General features: G+C 67.1%; 17 protein-coding genes. 7 read left to right on the top strand and 10 right to left on the bottom strand.

Annotated elements, in window-relative coordinates:
- Positions 1–155: 155 nt before the first annotated feature.
- Positions 156–1313: a 5-(carboxyamino)imidazole ribonucleotide synthase gene (locus ABNK63_RS12220; protein ID WP_350015780.1), complete on the bottom strand. Its 1158-nt coding sequence runs from the start codon at positions 1311–1313 to the stop codon at positions 156–158.
- Positions 1310–1813, bottom strand: a complete 504-nt coding sequence (purE, locus tag ABNK63_RS12225; RefSeq protein ID WP_040673257.1) for a 5-(carboxyamino)imidazole ribonucleotide mutase — start codon at positions 1811–1813, stop codon at positions 1310–1312. The genes ABNK63_RS12220 and purE overlap by 4 nt, the downstream gene beginning before the upstream one ends.
- Positions 1814–1877: 64 nt before the next feature.
- Between purE and ABNK63_RS12230 the strand changes: the two genes are divergently transcribed.
- The 4 genes from ABNK63_RS12230 (at position 1878) to ABNK63_RS12245 (ending at position 5877) form a co-directional block, all read left to right on the top strand.
- Positions 1878–2147, top strand: coding sequence for a Trm112 family protein (locus ABNK63_RS12230; RefSeq protein ID WP_040673256.1), 270 nt, complete (start codon positions 1878–1880; stop codon positions 2145–2147).
- A 122-nt stretch (positions 2148–2269) separates the two neighbouring features.
- Entirely contained in the window at positions 2270–4567 is a 2298-nt protein-coding gene (locus tag ABNK63_RS12235; protein WP_350015781.1) for a DUF1631 domain-containing protein, read from the top strand.
- Positions 4564–5421 carry a carboxylating nicotinate-nucleotide diphosphorylase gene (gene nadC, locus ABNK63_RS12240; protein ID WP_007807975.1) on the top strand — a complete coding sequence of 286 codons (858 nt, stop codon included), beginning with the start codon at positions 4564–4566 and terminating at the stop codon, positions 5419–5421. The genes ABNK63_RS12235 and nadC overlap by 4 nt, the downstream gene beginning before the upstream one ends.
- A 69-nt stretch (positions 5422–5490) precedes the next feature.
- Positions 5491–5877, top strand: coding sequence for a DUF3301 domain-containing protein (locus ABNK63_RS12245; RefSeq protein ID WP_007807973.1), 387 nt, complete (start codon positions 5491–5493; stop codon positions 5875–5877).
- Positions 5878–5937: 60 nt separating this feature from the next.
- Here the strand turns inward: ABNK63_RS12245 and ABNK63_RS12250 are convergent, their stop codons facing one another.
- The 5 genes from ABNK63_RS12250 to petA all read right to left on the bottom strand — a co-directional run bounded on the left by ABNK63_RS12250 (position 5938) and on the right by petA (position 9749).
- Positions 5938–6369 carry a ClpXP protease specificity-enhancing factor gene (locus ABNK63_RS12250; protein ID WP_007807972.1) on the bottom strand — a complete coding sequence of 144 codons (432 nt, stop codon included), beginning with the start codon at positions 6367–6369 and terminating at the stop codon, positions 5938–5940.
- A 10-nt stretch (positions 6370–6379) separates the two neighbouring features.
- On the bottom strand, positions 6380–7018 hold the full coding sequence (locus ABNK63_RS12255; RefSeq protein WP_007807971.1) for a glutathione S-transferase N-terminal domain-containing protein: 639 nt from the start codon (positions 7016–7018) through the stop codon (positions 6380–6382).
- Positions 7019–7088: 70 nt separating this feature from the next.
- Positions 7089–7829, bottom strand: a complete 741-nt coding sequence (locus tag ABNK63_RS12260) for a cytochrome c1 (protein ID WP_007807970.1) — start codon at positions 7827–7829, stop codon at positions 7089–7091.
- A gap of 13 nt (positions 7830–7842) precedes the next feature.
- Positions 7843–9144 carry a cytochrome bc complex cytochrome b subunit gene (locus tag ABNK63_RS12265; protein ID WP_007807969.1) on the bottom strand — a complete coding sequence of 434 codons (1302 nt, stop codon included), beginning with the start codon at positions 9142–9144 and terminating at the stop codon, positions 7843–7845.
- On the bottom strand, positions 9144–9749 hold the full coding sequence (petA, locus tag ABNK63_RS12270) for a ubiquinol-cytochrome c reductase iron-sulfur subunit (RefSeq protein ID WP_007807968.1): 606 nt from the start codon (positions 9747–9749) through the stop codon (positions 9144–9146). The genes ABNK63_RS12265 and petA overlap by 1 nt, the downstream gene beginning before the upstream one ends.
- Before the next feature lie 164 nt (positions 9750–9913).
- Between petA and ABNK63_RS12275 the strand changes: the two genes are divergently transcribed.
- On the top strand, positions 9914–11086 hold the full coding sequence (locus ABNK63_RS12275; RefSeq protein ID WP_350015782.1) for a trypsin-like peptidase domain-containing protein: 1173 nt from the start codon (positions 9914–9916) through the stop codon (positions 11084–11086).
- A 25-nt stretch (positions 11087–11111) separates the two neighbouring features.
- Here the strand turns inward: ABNK63_RS12275 and ABNK63_RS12280 are convergent, their stop codons facing one another.
- Positions 11112–12269 (bottom strand): lytic transglycosylase domain-containing protein, encoded by a 1158-nt coding sequence (locus ABNK63_RS12280; RefSeq protein ID WP_350015783.1) that lies wholly within the window; start codon positions 12267–12269, stop codon positions 11112–11114.
- A 247-nt stretch (positions 12270–12516) separates the two neighbouring features.
- On the opposite strand from ABNK63_RS12280, the gene miaB reads away from it, so the two are divergent.
- The gene (miaB, locus tag ABNK63_RS12285; RefSeq protein WP_350015784.1) at positions 12517–13884 is read left to right on the top strand and encodes a tRNA (N6-isopentenyl adenosine(37)-C2)-methylthiotransferase MiaB; all 1368 of its coding nucleotides are present in this window, start codon (positions 12517–12519) and stop codon (positions 13882–13884) included.
- The gene (locus ABNK63_RS12290) at positions 13881–14372 is read left to right on the top strand and encodes a GNAT family N-acetyltransferase (RefSeq protein WP_350015785.1); all 492 of its coding nucleotides are present in this window, start codon (positions 13881–13883) and stop codon (positions 14370–14372) included. Before miaB ends, ABNK63_RS12290 begins: the two co-directional genes overlap by 4 nt.
- 19 nt (positions 14373–14391) lie before the next feature.
- On the opposite strand, the gene ABNK63_RS12295 is transcribed toward ABNK63_RS12290, so the two are convergent.
- On the bottom strand, positions 14392–15501 hold the full coding sequence (locus ABNK63_RS12295) for an ABC transporter permease (protein WP_007807963.1): 1110 nt from the start codon (positions 15499–15501) through the stop codon (positions 14392–14394).
- Complete coding sequence (locus ABNK63_RS12300) at positions 15498–16430, bottom strand: ABC transporter ATP-binding protein (RefSeq protein ID WP_350017220.1); 933 nt, start codon at positions 16428–16430, stop codon at positions 15498–15500. The genes ABNK63_RS12295 and ABNK63_RS12300 overlap by 4 nt, the downstream gene beginning before the upstream one ends.
- Positions 16431–16437 lie beyond the last annotated feature (7 nt).

Here is a 16437-nt window from a genome sequence, read left to right on the forward strand (position 1 = left end):
GGCGACACGGCGCAGCAGACGGAAGAACAGAGGGGGCACTTACACTGGCGGAAGATCCTGGGGGCCGGCGCGAACAGCGCCATGCAAGCCGCCCAATATAGCAGGCAGGCTGCCGGATCGGGGCCAGCCTGCTCCGGATTCCGGGCGCGACAGGATCAATCGCCCAGCACGTCCAGCACCGGCTGCGCCTGTGGCTGCCGATCGAGCAAGCGGGCAACCCGCTGCACCCGCTCGGCCAGCGCACCGGCATCGATGCCGCAGACGGTCGCGTGGCCGACCTTGCGGCCGGCCCGCTCCTGCTTGCCGTAGTCGTGCCAGTGCGCATCGACCGTTTCCAGCACGGCCGTCCGCTCCGGCAGTTCGCCGATCCAGTTGAACATCGCCGACATCCCGCGCACGCCGGTGTCGCCCAGCGGCATGCCGAGCACGGCCCGCACGTGGTTCTCGAACTGGCTGGTGCGGGCGCCCTCGATGGTCCAGTGCCCGGAGTTGTGCACCCGCGGCGCCATTTCGTTGCCGAGCAACTCGCCATTCCTGACGAACAGCTCCAGCGCGAACACCCCCACGTAGCCCAGCCGTTCGGCCAGGATGCGGGCCAGTTCGGTGGCGCGTTCCTGCAGCACATCGCTGTCCGGCGCCGGCGCCAGGCTCATCGACAGCACGCCGTCGACATGCCAGTTGCGGGTCAGCGGCCAGGTGCGGAAGTCACCGTCGCGGCCGCGCACGGCAAGCACCGACAACTCGCGCTCGAACGGCACGAAGGCTTCGAGGATCAGTCCATGGGCCGGTGCCTGCGCGCCGAGCGCCGCCCAGGCCGCGTCGGCATCGGCCACCTCTCGCAAGCGGAACTGGCCCTTGCCGTCATAGCCGAGCCGCCGCGTTTTCAGGATGGCCGGCGCGCCGACCCGTGCCAGCGCCTGATCCAGCTGCTCTCGGGTGTCCACCGTCATGAAGTCAGGCGTGGACAAACCGCATTCGCGGAACAGGGTTTTCTCCGCCAGCCGATCCTGCGCCACCGCCAAGGCCTGCGGCGCGGGAAACACCGCCACGCGTTCGGCCAGCCAGTGCGCGGTTTCGGCGGGCACGTTCTCGAAATCGAAGGTCACCACATCCACCTGCGCGGCAAACTTCTCCAGCGCCGCGTAGTCGGTCCAGTCCGCCACCACCAGCGGCGCGACCTGGCCCGCGCAGGCATCGGCCGCGCTGTCCACCACCAGTGACTTCACTCCCAGCGGCGCCGCAGCCAACGCCAGCATGCGCGCCAGCTGGCCGCCACCGAGTACGCCCAGCACGGGCTGCTGCCGCGGGCTCATTGGCGCGGGTCCGGCTGTTCCAGCACGGCCTGGGTCTGGCGCAGCCGCCAGTTGTCCAGCGCCGCCGCCAGGGCAGGATCGTGCAGGGCCAGCACCGCCGCCGCCAGCAGGCCTGCGTTCACCGCGCCGGCGCGACCGATGGCCAGCGTTCCGACCGGGATGCCGGCCGGCATCTGGGCGATCGACAGCAGGGAATCCATGCCGTTGAGCGCCTTCGACTGCACCGGCACGCCGAACACCGGCAGCCGGGTCTTGGCCGCCAGCATGCCGGGCAGATGGGCGGCCCCACCGGCGCCGGCGACCACCACCTGGATGCCGCGGGCCGCCGCCTGTTCCGCGTAGCTGAACAACAGGTCCGGCGTACGATGCGCGGAGACCACCCTGACCTCATGGGCAACGCCCAGTTCGGTCAGCACGTCGACCGCGTGCTGCATCGTTTCCCAGTCCGAGCGCGAGCCCATCACGACGCCGACGCGCGGCTGCATGCTTGTTCCTGTCATGGCCGGAATGCCCAAAAACGGCTATTGTACGGGCTTTCTCCACCCCGGCACACCCAAGCGAACCATGGACAAGCGCCTGCTAGACATTCTGTGCTGCCCGGTCAGCAAAACCCCGTTGCGCCCCCTCAGCAAGCGCGAACTCGACGCACTGAACGAAGGCATCGGCGGTGGCAAGGTCGACACCGTAGCCGGCGTGACCGTAGGCGAGCGGGTCAGCGAAGGCCTGATCACCACGGACGGCAAGGTGATCTACCGGGTCGAGGACGGCATTCCGGTCATGCTGCCCGAGGAAGGCATCGGCACGCTGCAACTGGCCGATTTTCCTGCGGCCTGAGGCCGCAGCAGTGGCCTGAAACGCCGGGTCGGGCATGACACGGGGGCGTCATTTGGCTTATCGTCGACACCTGCGCCGCCCATTGTGGGTCCGGTCGCACGCCATGTTTCAGGGGTTTGGCGATGAATGAAGCCACCGATACGCCACGAGTCGTCAGTCTGAGCCAGCGCATGGACCCGGCCAGCGAGCGCGTGGGCGAATTGCTGAGCGCGGTTCGCAACATCGCCGGCAAGCACCTGCAGCAGTGGACCGGCAACGCGTTCGAGCATGTCGACGACGCCCTGTTCGACCTGGCCGAGAAGGCCGAAAACAACGCCACCCAGATGCATTATTTCGACGGCATGCGCGAGGTGCGCAAGCGCCGGCCGTCGGTGGAACGCAACTTCCTCGGCGCGGTCAGCCGCAGCATTGCCGAGCTGGCCCATCCGCCCAAGGCGGAACCGACGAACGTCCCGGCATCACTCGGTGGCGTCGAGCTTTCGCTGGTGGCGGACAACGAGCTGGAAGAGTCGCTGGCGATCACCAGCATGATCGGCAAGAACGAATCGCGGCTGTCGCGCGATCTGTTCTCGGTCAACCAGCGGCTGTCGGTGATCTGCGGCGGCCACAAGGTGGACGATGCCGGCAACCCGGTGGGGCCGGCGGTGCTGGCCCAGGCCTTCCGCCAGGCCCTGCACGAACTCAGCGCCGACATGCGCGTCAAGCTGATCATCTACAAGCTGTTCGATCGCTACGTGCTGTCATGCCTGGAAGAGCTCTACCAGGACATCAACACCGAGCTGGTGCGCGCCGGCGTATTGCCGCAGCTGCGCCACGAGATCATGCGCGGCGGCAATGCCAAGCCGGGCCCGGCGGGCACCCAGGCCGGAGGCGTCGATCCCGCCGGTGGCGTCGCCAGTGGCAACGTCGACGAGGCTGGCGACATCCCGAGCGACCTGCTGCAGACCCTGCATGCCCTGTTCAGCGCGCGGCGCCCGCACGCCGGCGTCGGCCTGGGCGCGGCGAACCTGCCCAGTGGTCCGCTGCCGTCGGCCAACGAGTTGCTCGGCGCCTTGAGCGTGCTGCAAAGCCAGATCGCCAGTGCCGGACCGCTGCCGCATGCGCAGCCGGATGACGCCGCGGAGCTGAGCCGCGAGGTGCTGCAGCTGAAGGGTCAGTTGCTGACCCAGCTTGGCGCCCTGCGTGGCGAGAAGCCCAGTCATGTCGCCACCATCGATGAGGACACCATCGACCTGGTCGGCATGCTGTTCGAATTCATCCTCGAAGACCGCAACCTGCCCGCCGCGATGCAGGTCATGCTGGCACGCCTGCAGATCCCCTATCTCAAGGCGGCGATCCTCGACCGCAAGCTGTTCGCCCATCGCCAGCACCCGGCGCGACGCCTGCTCGACTGCCTGGCCGAGCAGGCCAAGAGCTGGTCGCAGGAATCCGATCGCGACCAGCGCCTGCACGACAAGGTGAAATGGATCGTCGATCAGCTGTTGCACGATTTCGACGACGACATGGGCATCTTCGACCGCCTGCTGGTCGATCTGCAGCAGTTCCAGGATGCCAACAAGCGTCGCTCCGAACTGGCCGAGCAGCGCGTGGCCGAGTCGACCCGCGGTCGCGAGAAGCTCGAGCAGGCGCGCCGTCGTGCCGCCCGCGAGATCCTCGATCGCATCGGCGAGAACAAGTTGCCACCGCTGGTCCACGGCGTGCTGGCAAGGGCCTGGGCCAATCACCTGGTGCTCACCCTGTTGCGCGAGGGCGAGGATTCGCCTGCCTTCAAGAGCGCCCTGCGCTTCATCGACGAATTCATCGCCAGCACGCGCACGCCGCATGACGTCCAGAGCCAGCAGACGCTGCGCCAGATGCTTCCGGGCATCGAGCGGGCATTGCGGCAAGGCCTGGCCAACGTGGCGTTCCAGGAACAGGACGTGGAGCGCCTGCTGGCGCAGCTGCATACGTACTACCGTCAGCAACTTGGCGAGACGCTCGGTCCGGCCGAGGTCGTCACCGTCGAGGAAGACGCCGCGATGCTGGCGATTCCCGACAACATCCAGCCGATCATCGAAAGCCGGAACTCGCAGCAGGAAGAGCTCGAGGAAGAGGTCGCCGAAGTTCCGCTGGACAGCCCGGAATGGCATCAGGTGCTGGCGCTGCAACCCGGCACCTGGCTGGAGTTCTGCCTGCCCGACGAGGCCATGACCCGCGCCAAGCTGTCCTGGATCAGCCCGATGAGCGGCCGCTACCTGTTCGTCAACCGGCGCGGCCTGAAGGTGGCCGATTACTCGCCGCAGGAACTGACCGGGCTGATGACCGATGGCCAGGCTCGCGTGCTCGCCGCGAACGCGCTGTTCGACCGGGCGATGAGCGCGATCGTGGGCAAGCTCAGCCAGCCGGACAACCCGGCCCCCGCAGACAACCCCGCCGAATGACCCAGCCTTCACCGCTCACGCCGCCTGCCGCCGATCAGATTGCCCTGGATGTCGAACGTGCCCTCGCCGAGGATCTCGGCGCAGGCGACGCGACGGCGGATCTCCTACCCGTCGATGCCCGGGCTCATGCGGTACTGACCTGCCGCGACGCTGCCGTGATCGCCGGTACGGCCTGGTTCGACGCCTGTTTCCGCCGCCTCGATCCCGCGGTGCGGATCGACTGGCAGGTCCGTGACGGCGAGCGCGTGGCGCCAGGCACGGTGATCTGCCGGCTGTCCGGCCATGCCCGCTCGCTGGTCACCGCCGAACGTTCGGCGCTGAACTTCCTGCAACTGCTTTCCGCCACTGCCACCCTCACCGCAAGCTACGTGGCGGCAGTGGCCGGCACCGGCACGCGGGTGCTCGATACCCGCAAGACCATCCCGGGCCTGCGGATCGCCCAGAAATACGCGGTGCGCTGCGGCGGGGGCCACAACCACCGCATCGGGCTGTACGACGCGATCCTGATCAAGGAAAACCACATCATCGCCGCCGGCAGCATTGCCGCCGCCGTCGCGGCGGCGCGCCGCTCGCACTCCAGCCTGCTGCTGGAGATCGAGGTGGAGAATCTCGATGAGCTGGAACAGGCCCTCGAGGCCGGCGTGGACCGCATCATGCTGGACAACTTCTCGCTGGCGGACATGCATGAAGCGGTGACCCGCACCGCCGGCCGGGTGGCGCTGGAAGTCTCCGGCAACGTCGACCTGGAGACGATCGGCGAGTACGCCCGCACCGGCGTGGACTTCGTCTCGGTCGGCGCGCTGACCAAGCACGTGCACGCGGTCGACCTGTCGTTGCGGCTGCAGCTGGACTGACCGGAGCGACGGCCGGGCCATCGGCTCCGGCAGCTTGCACTGCATCGACGGCACCCACACACTGAAGGCATGAGCGACGTCTTCAACCTCCTGCTGCTGCTCGCCCTTGTCGCCATCGTGGCCGCGTGGCTGAAGCTCAGCGCCGCCCGCGACCGGGCGGTGCTGGAGGCTCGGCGCCAGTGCGAGCAACACGGCCTGCAACTGCTCGATGAAACGGTCGGGCTGCGCGCCCTGCGGCTGCGCCGGGTCGACGGCCTGCTGCGAGTCGAGCGCTGCTACGGTTTCGAAGTGAGCATCGACGGCCACGATCGCGAGCCGTGCCGGCTGTGGATGCTGGGCAACAGCCTCAGCGGCCTCAGCCTCCCGGTGATCGAACTGCAGCCCCACGAAACCCTGGCCAACCGGACCGACAACGTGGTGCCGCTGCGCCCGCGCCGGATTGATCGCCTGAACTGACCCGGCGGGCGCCACTTGCCCGCCCCTGGCCTCGGCGGCGCAGGGCCATGAATCTCCGCGCTACTTCACCACCCGCAGATGCGGCGCGCTGCGCTTCGGCCGGGAACCCGCATCCTCGGCGCCACCGTGGCCCGGCGTACTGTCGTCCGGCTCGGGAGCGGACGGTGGCGGGTCACCACCTTCCTCGTCGGCGGGGAACATCATGCCCTGGCCGTTCTCCTGGGCGTACAGCGCCAGCACGGCCAGCACCGGAATCTGGATCGACTGGCTGACGCCGGAGAAACGTGCCTGGAAGCTGATCCAGTCATTGCCCAGGTCGAGGTTCGCCACCGCCCGCATCGCCAGATTCAGCACGACCTGGCCGTTCTTGATCACCTGCGGCGGCACCCGCACGCCGGCAAACGTCGCATCCACCAGGATGTAGGGGGTCAGTTCGTTGTCGCTGATCCAGTCGTAGATCGCCCGCAGCAGATACGGCCGATTGGACGTCATTGGAACTACTTCATTCTTGCTCATGATCCTGCCGCATTGCCTTTTCCTGATCGGTCATGCTGCGCGCAAAACCCTGACTGTGAAACAACCGCTCGCCGTAATCGATCAGCGGCTTGCCTTCCCTGCCCAGATCCACGCCCAGCCACGGCAGTCGCCAGATGACCGGCGCCACCAGGCAATCGGCCAGGCTCATTTCGGGATTGAGGAAGAACTTCGCCGCCTTGAACAGCGGCACGGAAGCCAGCAGGTGCTCGCGCAGGCGCTTGCGCGCCGCGTCCGCCGGCCGGCCACCGGCACGGATGATGTCGACTTCGACCAGCCAGTCCTTCTCGATGCGCACGGCCGCCACGCGCAGCCGCGCCCGCGACTGCGGATCGATCGGCATCAGCGGTGGATGCGGGTAGCGCTCGTCGAGGTACTCGCAGACCACCGAGGTATCGAACAGGGTCAGGTCGCGATCGACCAGGGTCGGCGTGCTGGCGTAGGGATTGAGGTCGATCAGGTCCTCGGGAGGACGTGCCGGATCAACCAGGACGCGTTCGTAGCTGACCCCCTTGGCGGCAAGAACCAGCCGGGCGCGGTGACATTGCACGTCATCGGCGGTGGTGTAGAGCGTCAATACGGTACGCGAGCGAGCGCTTGGGACCATGCGCATTTCCCCATCGGTGAGACGACTGCGGCGGCTCGTGGCCGCCGCAGTCGGTTGATGCCATCCGGCTTCAGTGAACGTCCTTCCAGTATTCCTTCTTCAGCATGGCTGCCAGCAAGGTGAAGAACGCCAGGAACAACAGTACCCAGATGCCGTAATGATGACGCTCCAGCGCCGCCGGTTCGGAGGCATATTCCAGGAACGTGGTCAGGTCGCGACTGGCCTGCTGGAACTGCGCCGGGGTCAGCTTGCCCGGTTGCGACAGCACCAGCTTCTCGACCTTCGCATCCTCGCCCGGCTTGGCCTCGGTCATCACGGCCGTCTGCAGGCCCTGCAATTCCCACAGCGGGAACGGCATCGACGCGTTCGGAAATACCGTGTTGTTCCAGCCGACCGGACGGCTCGGGTCCAGGTAGAACGAGTTGAGGTAGGCGTTGACCCAGTCCGCACCCTTGGCGCGCACTTCCAGCGAGAGATCCGGCGGTGCCTTGCCGAACCACTTGGCCGCCATCTCCGCCGGCATGTGGGAAACCACGGGCTCACCGAACTTGGCGCCGGTGAAATTGAGGTTTTCCATCACTTCGGCTTCGGTCAACCCCAGATCGCTGGCGATCCGCTCGTAACGCATGTACTTGAGCGAGTGGCAGCCGACGCAGTAGTTGAAGAACAGCTTGGCGCCGCGCTGCAGCGAAGCCTGGTCCTGCACGTTGGTGCCGGCGGGCGGCAGGCCGCCCTCTTCCGACGCCTGCACCGAGGCGCTGCCGACGATCAGACCGAACGCCAACGCCACCGGGAAGATGTATCGCTTCATTAGCAGCTGCCGCTTAGTCATGCGTCGTCACCCGTTCCGGAACCGGCTTGGTCTTTTCCCAGCCGAAGTGTGTATAGACCCAAAGGAATGCGAAGAAGCCGAAGTAGACCAGCGTCATCAGGCGGCCGAACAGGTTTTCCCAGAACGTCACGTCGACATCGCCGAACCAGACCGGGATCACCTCGGCGGTGATGCCCGCGCCAACCGCACCCAGCGCAATGAACGACACCACGAACAGGCCCAGCGCCACCTTGAAGCCGGTGCCGCGGTAGCGGATCGACTTGACCTTGCCGCGGTCGAACCAGGGCAGCGCGAACAGCACCGCGATCGCGCCGAACATCGCCAGCACGCCCCACACGGCGGAGCCGAGGAAGGACGGGATCATGCGCACGATCGCGTAGAACGGGGTGAAGTACCACACCGGCTTGATGTGCGACGGGGTCGCCAGGTTGTTCGCCGGGATGAAGTTGTCGTGCTCGAGGAACCAGCCGCCGAAGGTCGGCGCGAAGAAGATGATGAAGGCTGCGATCAGCAGGAAGAAGCCCACGCCAACCAGGTCCTTCACCGTGTAGTACGGATGGAACGGAATGCCGTCGGCCGGCTTCAGCGCATCCCAGCGGTTGCCCTTGGGACCCTTCTTGATCTCCACGCCATCGGGATTGTTCGAGCCCACTTCATGCAGGGCCGCGATGTGCAGCACCACCAGCAGCAGCAGCACGATCGGCAGCGCGATCACGTGCAGGGCGAAGAAGCGGTTCAAGGTGGCGTCGGCGGGCAGGAAGTCGCCCATGATCCATTCCACCAGCGTGTTGCCGATGTAGGGAATGGTACCGAACAGCGAGATGATCACCTTGGCGCCCCAGAACGACATGTTGCCCCACGGCAGCACGTAGCCCATGAAGGCTTCCGCCATCAGCACCAGGAAGATCAGCATGCCGAGCAGCCACACCAGCTCGCGCGGCTTCTTGTACGAGCCGTACATGATGCCGCGGAACATGTGCAGGAACACCACCACGAAGAACAGCGAGGCGCCGGTGGAGTGCATGTAGCGGATCAGCCAGCCCCACTCCACGTCACGCATGATGTACTCGACCGAGTTGAAGGCTCCCGCCGCACTCGGGTTGTAGTTCATGGTGAGGAAGATGCCGGTGACGATCTGGTTGATCAGCACCAGCAGGGCGAGCGAACCGAAGTAGTACCAGAGGTTGAAGTTCTTCGGCGCGTAGTACTCGGTCATGTGCGCGCGGTACATCGGCGCCATGCCGGGTGCGCGTTCGTTGACCCAGTCACCGACTCTCGTGAATACGTTGGCCATTAGCCAGCCTCCTTCGGATCCACGCCAATCTGGATGGTGCTGTCATCGATGAAGTGATACGGCGGCACCGGCAGGTTCTTCGGCGCCGGAACGCCCTGGAACACGCGACCGGCCAGGTCGTAACGCGACTTGTGGCAGGGGCAGTAGAAACCGCCCTTCCACTCCGGATCGAACGGCTCGGGCTTGATCTCCGGCACGAAGTCGGGGACGCAGCCCAGATGCGTGCAGATGCCGATCATGACCAGCCATTCGGGCTTGATCGAGCGCGCTTCGTTCTGCGCGTACTTCGGCTGCTGGTCGGCGGAAGCGCCGTCGGACTTGGGGTCGACCAGGCGCGAGTCCACCATCGGCAGGGTCGCCAGCTGGGCTTTCGTGCGGTTCAGCACGAACACCGGCAGGCTGCGCCACGATACGGTCAGCAATTGCCCCGCCTCGATCTTGGCCAGCGATTGGGTAACCGGAGCGCCAGCGGCCTTGGCGCGCGCACTGGGTTCCCACGACTTGATGAAGGGCACAGCCGCCGACACGATTCCGATACCACCAACCACCGCAGTGGTTGCTGTCAGGAAACGGCGGCGGCCATGATCGACGACTTCGTTCGCCATCAGGCTCTCCGGATTACATTGCTTGCCATTGAGACACAGGCGTTTTGGTGCCTGCAAAAATCGCGTTAGTGTAGCGTCAGGCCCTGCCCCGTACAATAAACGGCATCACGGCGAAGTCCAGCCGCCACACCACTCGCCACGATCGCCGGGACCCATCCTCCGACATGAAACATGCCGCCGGCACGCTCCTGTTCATTGCCCGCTTCGCCATTCTCGGACTGGCCATGGCCTTCGTGGTCGGCCTGTTCTGGCCGGGCAGCGGCGAGCGGCTGCGGGCGCGCTTCGGGCTGACCGAGTCCGTGCACGCGCCGGCGGCCAGCCAGCCCCGCGTGGGCAACGGGCCCGTGTCCTACGCCGACGCGGTGGCCGCCGCAGCGCCCTCGGTGGTCAACATCTACGCCAACAAGATCGTCACCGAGCAGGCCGTGCGGATGTACGACAACCCGGTGCTGCAGCAGTTGTTCGGTGGCCAGCCGACGACCTACCAGCATCGGGAACAGACGCTGGGCTCGGGGGTGATCGTCAACGCCCAGGGTTACGTGCTGACCAACAATCACGTGATCGCCCATGCGGCCGACATCCAGGTGCTGCTGTATGACGGCCGCATCGCCCAGGCCCGCCTGGTCGGCGCCGACGAGGAATCCGATCTTGCCGTGCTGAAGATCGACGCCAGCAATCCGCCGGTGATCCCGATCGCCAGCGAAGACCCGCGGCCGGGCGACGTGGTGCTGGCGATCGGCAACCCGCTCGGGCTCAACCAGACCGTGACCATGGGCATCGTCAGCGCGATCGGCCGCCAGTTGAACAGCTCCAGCGCCGAGGATTTCATCCAGACCGACGCGGCCATCAACCTGGGCAATTCCGGCGGCGCCCTGGTCAACGCCGAGGGCCAGCTGGTCGGCATCAATACCTTGCTGATCGGCAAGGCCGCCGGCGCCGAAGGCATCGGCTTCGCGATACCGGTCACCACCGCGAAGAAAGTGCTGGACCAGATCATCGCCACCGGACATGTGGTGCGCGGCTGGCTCGGCGCCGACTACGCCTTCGTGCCGGTCGCGGCCAACAGCGGCTTGCCGGCGGCAGCCCGCGGCGCGCTGGTCACCAACGTCTATCCGGGCAGTCCGGCCGCCCTGGCCGGCATCAAGCCACGCGACATCCTGCTGCGCCTCGGCAGCGAGGACATCCTCGATCCGGCCAGCCTGCGCCGCTCCGAAGCGGCGCTCAAACCGGGCAGCAAGGTCGAGATCTCGGGCTTGCGCAACGGCAGCCCGTTCCACGCCGAGGCCACCGTGGCGCAACGACCCGCGATGGGCACGAACGCGCTGTCCGGCGACTGAGGGCAGCCGGCGGGAACCTGCCGGCTCAGGGCGCGGAGCCCGGCCCCCGCGCAGCCAGCGGCTGGTGGATCGCCGCGCCGTAGCGCTTGCGCAAGGTGCCCACCCGCTCCACGTAGACCTGGGTCTCCGCATACGGCGGCACGCCCCTGTAGCGCTGCACGGCACCGGGGCCCGCGTTGTAGGCCGCGGCGGCCAGTCGCTCGTCGCCGTTGAAGTCATGCAGCAGCAGGCTGAGATAGCGTGCGCCGCCGCGGATGTTCTGGTCGCTGTCGAACGCGTCCAGCACGCCCATGTCGCCCGCCGTACCGGGCATCAGCTGCATCAGTCCCTGCGCGCCCGCAATCGACAAGGCGCGTGGATTGAACGCGCTCTCGGCATGGATGATCGCCCGCAGGAACGCCTCGTCGACCCCATATTCCAGGCTGGCGGCGCGAATCGTGTCCGCATACGCGGTCAGGTTGAGCGCCACGCTGCCCCAGCGAACCGTCGAATGCAGGTTGCATGCGGCACAGGTGGCGATATAGGTGAACAGCATGGTGACGGCGCGGCCGCGCGCGCCACCGACCTGGGGCAGGTTGGTGTATTCCACGCTGCCATCCGCCCGCACGATGCGGTAGACCGCACCACGCAACACCTTGTCGGGCGCTGGCCCGGTCGCCGCCGACGCAGCGACGGGGGCCGGCGTCTCGCGGTAACTCCATTGGCCGGGCACGGCCGTGGCGGGGCCGCCGATCGCGCTTGCCCCAGTGGCCACCGAGCCCTGCACGGCGGCCAGGGAAACCTTGCCGGCCGGTGCAGGGCCGATCGGTGTCGCGCTGGTTTCGACCGTTCCCCGAACGTTGGTCAGCGCCGCGGCTTCCACGCTGCCATCCACCAGTTTGCGGGCCGAGGTCGTCACCGCGGAGGACACCCCGGTCAGCGACACCCGCGGACGCGGCGCCGGCTTGCGCCGGAATGCGGGCGCGGCGTAGCTGCTGATCGCGCGGCAACCGTGATAGCCGACCTTGCTGCTGCTGTACGCCGTCTCGCCATTGGCGCCGGTACACTGATACAGCACGCCGGCCCGGGCCGACAGCCACCACAGCGGGCCGCAGGCCAGCGCGACCCCGCAAAGGATCGTGCGTAATGGGAAGCCCCGGAACAGTCGACCGACGCTTCCCCCGTGACCTGCGACGTCGAACATGGGCGCAGTGTGCCGCCATGTGCCGCCAGCGCCAAGTCCGCAGCGGCGATTTCGTGCGCCATGCAGCGTTCCGGGCCGCAGGCCGGTGCACGGCCGGAACTGCGGCAGCGGCATCGGACCGCCGGTCGACGAGCCGCAAGTGCTTGATCCGGCATGGCGAATTACTGGCAGGCGGGCGCCCGCGCGGGTAAACTGCGCGGTTCACACGATGGCACCCCGTGCCTCACGAACCACGGTATCCCCAGTCATGAGCGGCAACCCGACGCCTCCGAAACTGTTCATCAAGACCCACGGCTGCCAGATGAACGAGTACGACTCGGCCAAGATGGCCGACGTGCTGAAGGCGTCGCACGGCATGGAGCTGACCCAGGACGAATCCGAGGCGGACGTGATCCTGATCAACACCTGCTCGATCCGCGAGAAGGCGCAGGAAAAAGTGTTCAGCCAGCTCGGCCGCTGGAAGCAGCACAAGAAGGACGGCAAGCCGGTGCTGATCGGCGTCGGTGGCTGCGTGGCGAGCCAGGAAGGCGACGCCATCGTCAAGCGCGCGCCGTACGTCGACCTGGTGTTCGGCCCGCAGACCCTGCACCGCCTGCCCCAGCTGATCGAGCAGCAGCGCGCCAGCGGCAAGCCGCAGGTCGACATCAGCTTCCCCGAGATCGAGAAGTTCGACCGCCTGCCCGAGCCACGCGCCGAAGGCCCCACCGCCTTCGTCTCGATCATGGAGGGCTGCTCGAAATACTGCAGCTACTGCGTGGTGCCGTACACCCGCGGCGAGGAACTCAGCCGTCCATTCGACGACGTGATCGTCGAGGTGGCCAAGCTCGCCGCCCAGGGCGTGCGCGAAGTGAACCTGCTGGGCCAGAACGTCAACGCGTATCGCGGCGCCACCTTCGACGGCGGCATCGCCGACCTCGCCGTGCTGATCCACGCGATCGCCCGGATCGACGGCATCGGCCGCATCCGCTTCACCACCTCGCATCCGCTGGAGTTCTCCGACTCGCTGATCGAGGCCTACGCCAACGTGCCGCAGCTGGCGAATTACCTGCACCTGCCGGTGCAGGCCGGCTCCGACCGCATCCTCTCCGCGATGAAGCGCGGCTACACCGCGCTGGAGTTCAAGCAGAAGATCCGCAAGCTGCGCGCGGTGCGGCCGGACATCTGCGTGTCATCCGATTTCATCGTGGGCTTCCCCGGCGAGACTGCCGAGGATTTCGACAAGACCATGAAGCTGATCGACGACATCGGCTTCGACCAGAGCTTCTCCTTCATCTTCTCCTCGCGTCCCGGCACGCCGGCGGCAAACCTCGCCGACGACACGCCGGCCAGTGAAAAGCATGAGCGCCTGTCCCGTCTGCAAGCCGCGATCAACGCGAATGCGAAAGCGATCAGCCAGGCGATGGTCGGCACCGTGCAGCGCGTGCTGGTCGAAAAGCCCAGCACCCGCGACGCCAGCGAACTGACCGGCCGCACCGAGAACATGCGCTTCGTCAACTTCCCCGGTCATCCGCGCCTGATCGGCCAGTTCGTCGAGGTGGAGATCACCGAGGCGATGAGCAACTCGCTGCGCGGGCGGGTGAAGCTGGCCGACGAAGTCGCCGCACTCGCGTCATGAGCGGGCTGGTGATCCGGGAAATCGGCGCGGACGAGTTCGTGCGCGTGTGGCCGTTCTTCCAGATGATCGCCGCCGGCGGGGACACCTACACCTATCCGCGCGACATCACCCTCGAACAGGCCCGCTCCATGTGGACCACGCCCCCGGCACGCTGTTTCGTGGCCGAACGCGACGGCCAGGCGCTGGGCTGTTACCGGCTGGCGCCCAACCAGATGGGCCCCGGTGACCACGTGGCCAACGGCAGCTACATGGTGGCGCCGCAGGCACGCCGGCAGGGCATTGCGTCGACCTTGTGCGAACACTCGCTGGAACAGGCGCGCCAGGGCGGCTTCAGCGCGATGCAGTTCAATGCCGTGGTGGCCAGCAACACCAGCGCCGTGCGGCTGTGGCAGCGCCACGGTTTTCGCATCGTCGGCCAGGTGCCCGGCGCCTTTCGTCACGCGCAGCTCGGCCCCACCGATCTCTACGTGATGCATCGAGCCCTGTAGCCGGCGGCGACGGAGTGGCTCAATCCAGCCGCTTGCGGAAACGCAGGATCGCCAGCGCCATCATCGCCACGGTGAACACGGCCAGCGCGAGCACGTCGCCCCACATTTCCCACAGCCCCGCGCCTCGCAGCATCACGCCGCGGATCAGGCGCAGGAAATGGGTCAGCGGCAGCGCCTCGGCGATCCATTGCACTACCCGCGGCATGCCCGCGAACGGAAACATGAAACCGGACAGCAGGATCGACGGCAGGAACACGAAGATCATCATCTGCATCGCCTGGAACTGCGACTGCGCGCGGGTGGAGATCAGCAGGCCCAGGGTGAGGTTGGCGAGGATCAGCAGGCTCGACGCCAGGTACACGTCGAGCACGCTGCCGCGGATCGGCACCTCGAACAGCCATATACCGAGCGCCAGGATCACGCTGGTCTGCACCAGCCCGATCGCGACATACGGCAGCACCTTGCCGACCATCAGTTCGGAACGGGTCAGCGGCGTGGCGATCAGCAACTCCATGTTGCCGCGCTCGCGTTCGCGCACGATCGCAATGGCGGTGAACAGCACCATCGTCATGGTCAGGATCACCCCGATCAGGCCGGGCACGATGTTGACTGCCGAGCTGCGCTGCGGGTTGTAGAACGCGACCACGCTGATCCGCCCGGACACCGGCGTGCTGGTCAGCGGCGCACGCGTATCGGGCCGGGCACTGTCGATCGGCACCTGCGCGAGCTGCGCGGCGGCGCCCTGCACCGTCGTGTCGCTGCCGTCGACCAGCACCTGCGCCACGGCGCGGCCGTCGATGCGGCGGCGCTCGAAATCCGGCGGCACCACGATGCCGATGCTGACTTTGCCGGCACGGATCATCGCCATCAGTTCCTGCGGCGTGTCCGCTTTCGCGACCGGCGCGACCACGCCGGTGGCCAGCATGTCCATCACCAGTGCCCGCGAGCCGGCGGTGTCGGCCTGGTCGGCGACACCGGTGGCCAGCCCGCGCAGGTTGGTGTTGATCGCATAGCCGAACAACACCAGCTGGATCACCGGAATGGCCATGATCATCGCCAGCGTGACGCGGTCGCGGCGCATCTGGCGCAGCTCCTTGATCACGATCGCCCACAGCCGGCGCCAGTTCATGCAGTGCGCTCCCCGTGCGCGTCGCCCTTGCGCGTGGCGGCGACGAACACGTCTTCAAGGCTGGGTGGCGCCGGCACCACGTCGGCTTTCGGCCCGGCGGTCGCCAGTGCCTGGTCCAGGCGTTGCGTCACGTCGCCGATGTCTTCCGCGACCAGCACGCGCAAGGTGTTGCCGACCTGGGCTACGCCGAGCACGCCCGGCAGTTCGACCAGCGCGCGCTGAGCCGCGCGCGGGTCGGCGGTGTCGACGACGAAGGTGCGTCCGTCCAGCTCGGCGGTGAGCTCGCGCGGCGTGCCGTCGGCGACCAGCGCGCCGCGATCGAGGATCGCCAGCCGGTGGCAGCGCTCGGCCTCGTCCATCAGGTGAGTGGACACCAGCAAGGTGGTGCCGTTGTCGGTCAGCTCGAACAACTTCTCCCAGAAGTCGCGGCGCGATTCCGGATCGACCGCGCTGGTCGGCTCGTCCAGGAACAGCAGCTCAGGCTCGTGGATCACCGCGCAGGCCAGCGCGAGGCGCTGCTTCTGGCCGCCGCTCATGCTGCCGGCGAGCTGCTGCTGTCGGTCGCCGAAGTGGTATTGCCCGATCAGTTCGTCGATGCGGCCCTTCGTCTTCGCCTTCGGCACGCCCTGGATCGCGGCCAGGAATTCCAGGTTCTCGCGCACGCTGAGGTCCTCGAACAGCGAGAACTTCTGGGTCATGTAGCCGATGTGCGGACGCAACTCGTCGGCCTGCGCGGGAATCTTCAAGCCCAGTACCTCGATCTCGCCATCGGTCGGCGTCAACAGGCCGCACAGCATGCGGATCGTGGTCGACTTGCCGGAGCCGTTCGGGCCGAGGAAGCCATAGACACGTTTTGCCGGCACCTCGAGGTCGACGTGATCGACCGCGACCAGCTTGCCGAAGCGCCTGGTCAGTCCGCGGGCGCGGATCGCCACG

The organism is Rhodanobacter sp. IGA1.0, from assembly GCF_040208325.1.
GTDB lineage: Bacteria > Pseudomonadota > Gammaproteobacteria > Xanthomonadales > Rhodanobacteraceae > Rhodanobacter > Rhodanobacter spathiphylli.

Bases quoted from the DNA above. Each gene is read 5' to 3' on its own strand.
- ABNK63_RS12220 (WP_350015780.1), bottom strand. From the start codon at position 1,313: ATGAGCCCGCGGCAGCAGCCCGTGCTGGGCGTACTCGGTGGCGGCCAG.
- purE (WP_040673257.1), bottom strand. From the start codon at position 1,813: ATGACAGGAACAAGCATGCAGCCGCGCGTCGGCGTCGTGATGGGCTCG.
- ABNK63_RS12230 (WP_040673256.1), top strand. From the start codon at position 1,878: ATGGACAAGCGCCTGCTAGACATTCTGTGCTGCCCGGTCAGCAAAACC.
- ABNK63_RS12235 (WP_350015781.1), top strand. From the start codon at position 2,270: ATGAATGAAGCCACCGATACGCCACGAGTCGTCAGTCTGAGCCAGCGC.
- nadC (WP_007807975.1), top strand. From the start codon at position 4,564: ATGACCCAGCCTTCACCGCTCACGCCGCCTGCCGCCGATCAGATTGCC.
- ABNK63_RS12245 (WP_007807973.1), top strand. From the start codon at position 5,491: ATGAGCGACGTCTTCAACCTCCTGCTGCTGCTCGCCCTTGTCGCCATC.
- ABNK63_RS12250 (WP_007807972.1), bottom strand. From the start codon at position 6,369: ATGACGTCCAATCGGCCGTATCTGCTGCGGGCGATCTACGACTGGATC.
- ABNK63_RS12255 (WP_007807971.1), bottom strand. From the start codon at position 7,018: ATGGTCCCAAGCGCTCGCTCGCGTACCGTATTGACGCTCTACACCACC.
- ABNK63_RS12260 (WP_007807970.1), bottom strand. From the start codon at position 7,829: ATGAAGCGATACATCTTCCCGGTGGCGTTGGCGTTCGGTCTGATCGTC.
- ABNK63_RS12265 (WP_007807969.1), bottom strand. From the start codon at position 9,144: ATGGCCAACGTATTCACGAGAGTCGGTGACTGGGTCAACGAACGCGCA.
- petA (WP_007807968.1), bottom strand. From the start codon at position 9,749: ATGGCGAACGAAGTCGTCGATCATGGCCGCCGCCGTTTCCTGACAGCA.
- ABNK63_RS12275 (WP_350015782.1), top strand. From the start codon at position 9,914: ATGAAACATGCCGCCGGCACGCTCCTGTTCATTGCCCGCTTCGCCATT.
- ABNK63_RS12280 (WP_350015783.1), bottom strand. From the start codon at position 12,269: ATGTTCGACGTCGCAGGTCACGGGGGAAGCGTCGGTCGACTGTTCCGG.
- miaB (WP_350015784.1), top strand. From the start codon at position 12,517: ATGAGCGGCAACCCGACGCCTCCGAAACTGTTCATCAAGACCCACGGC.
- ABNK63_RS12290 (WP_350015785.1), top strand. From the start codon at position 13,881: ATGAGCGGGCTGGTGATCCGGGAAATCGGCGCGGACGAGTTCGTGCGC.
- ABNK63_RS12295 (WP_007807963.1), bottom strand. From the start codon at position 15,501: ATGAACTGGCGCCGGCTGTGGGCGATCGTGATCAAGGAGCTGCGCCAG.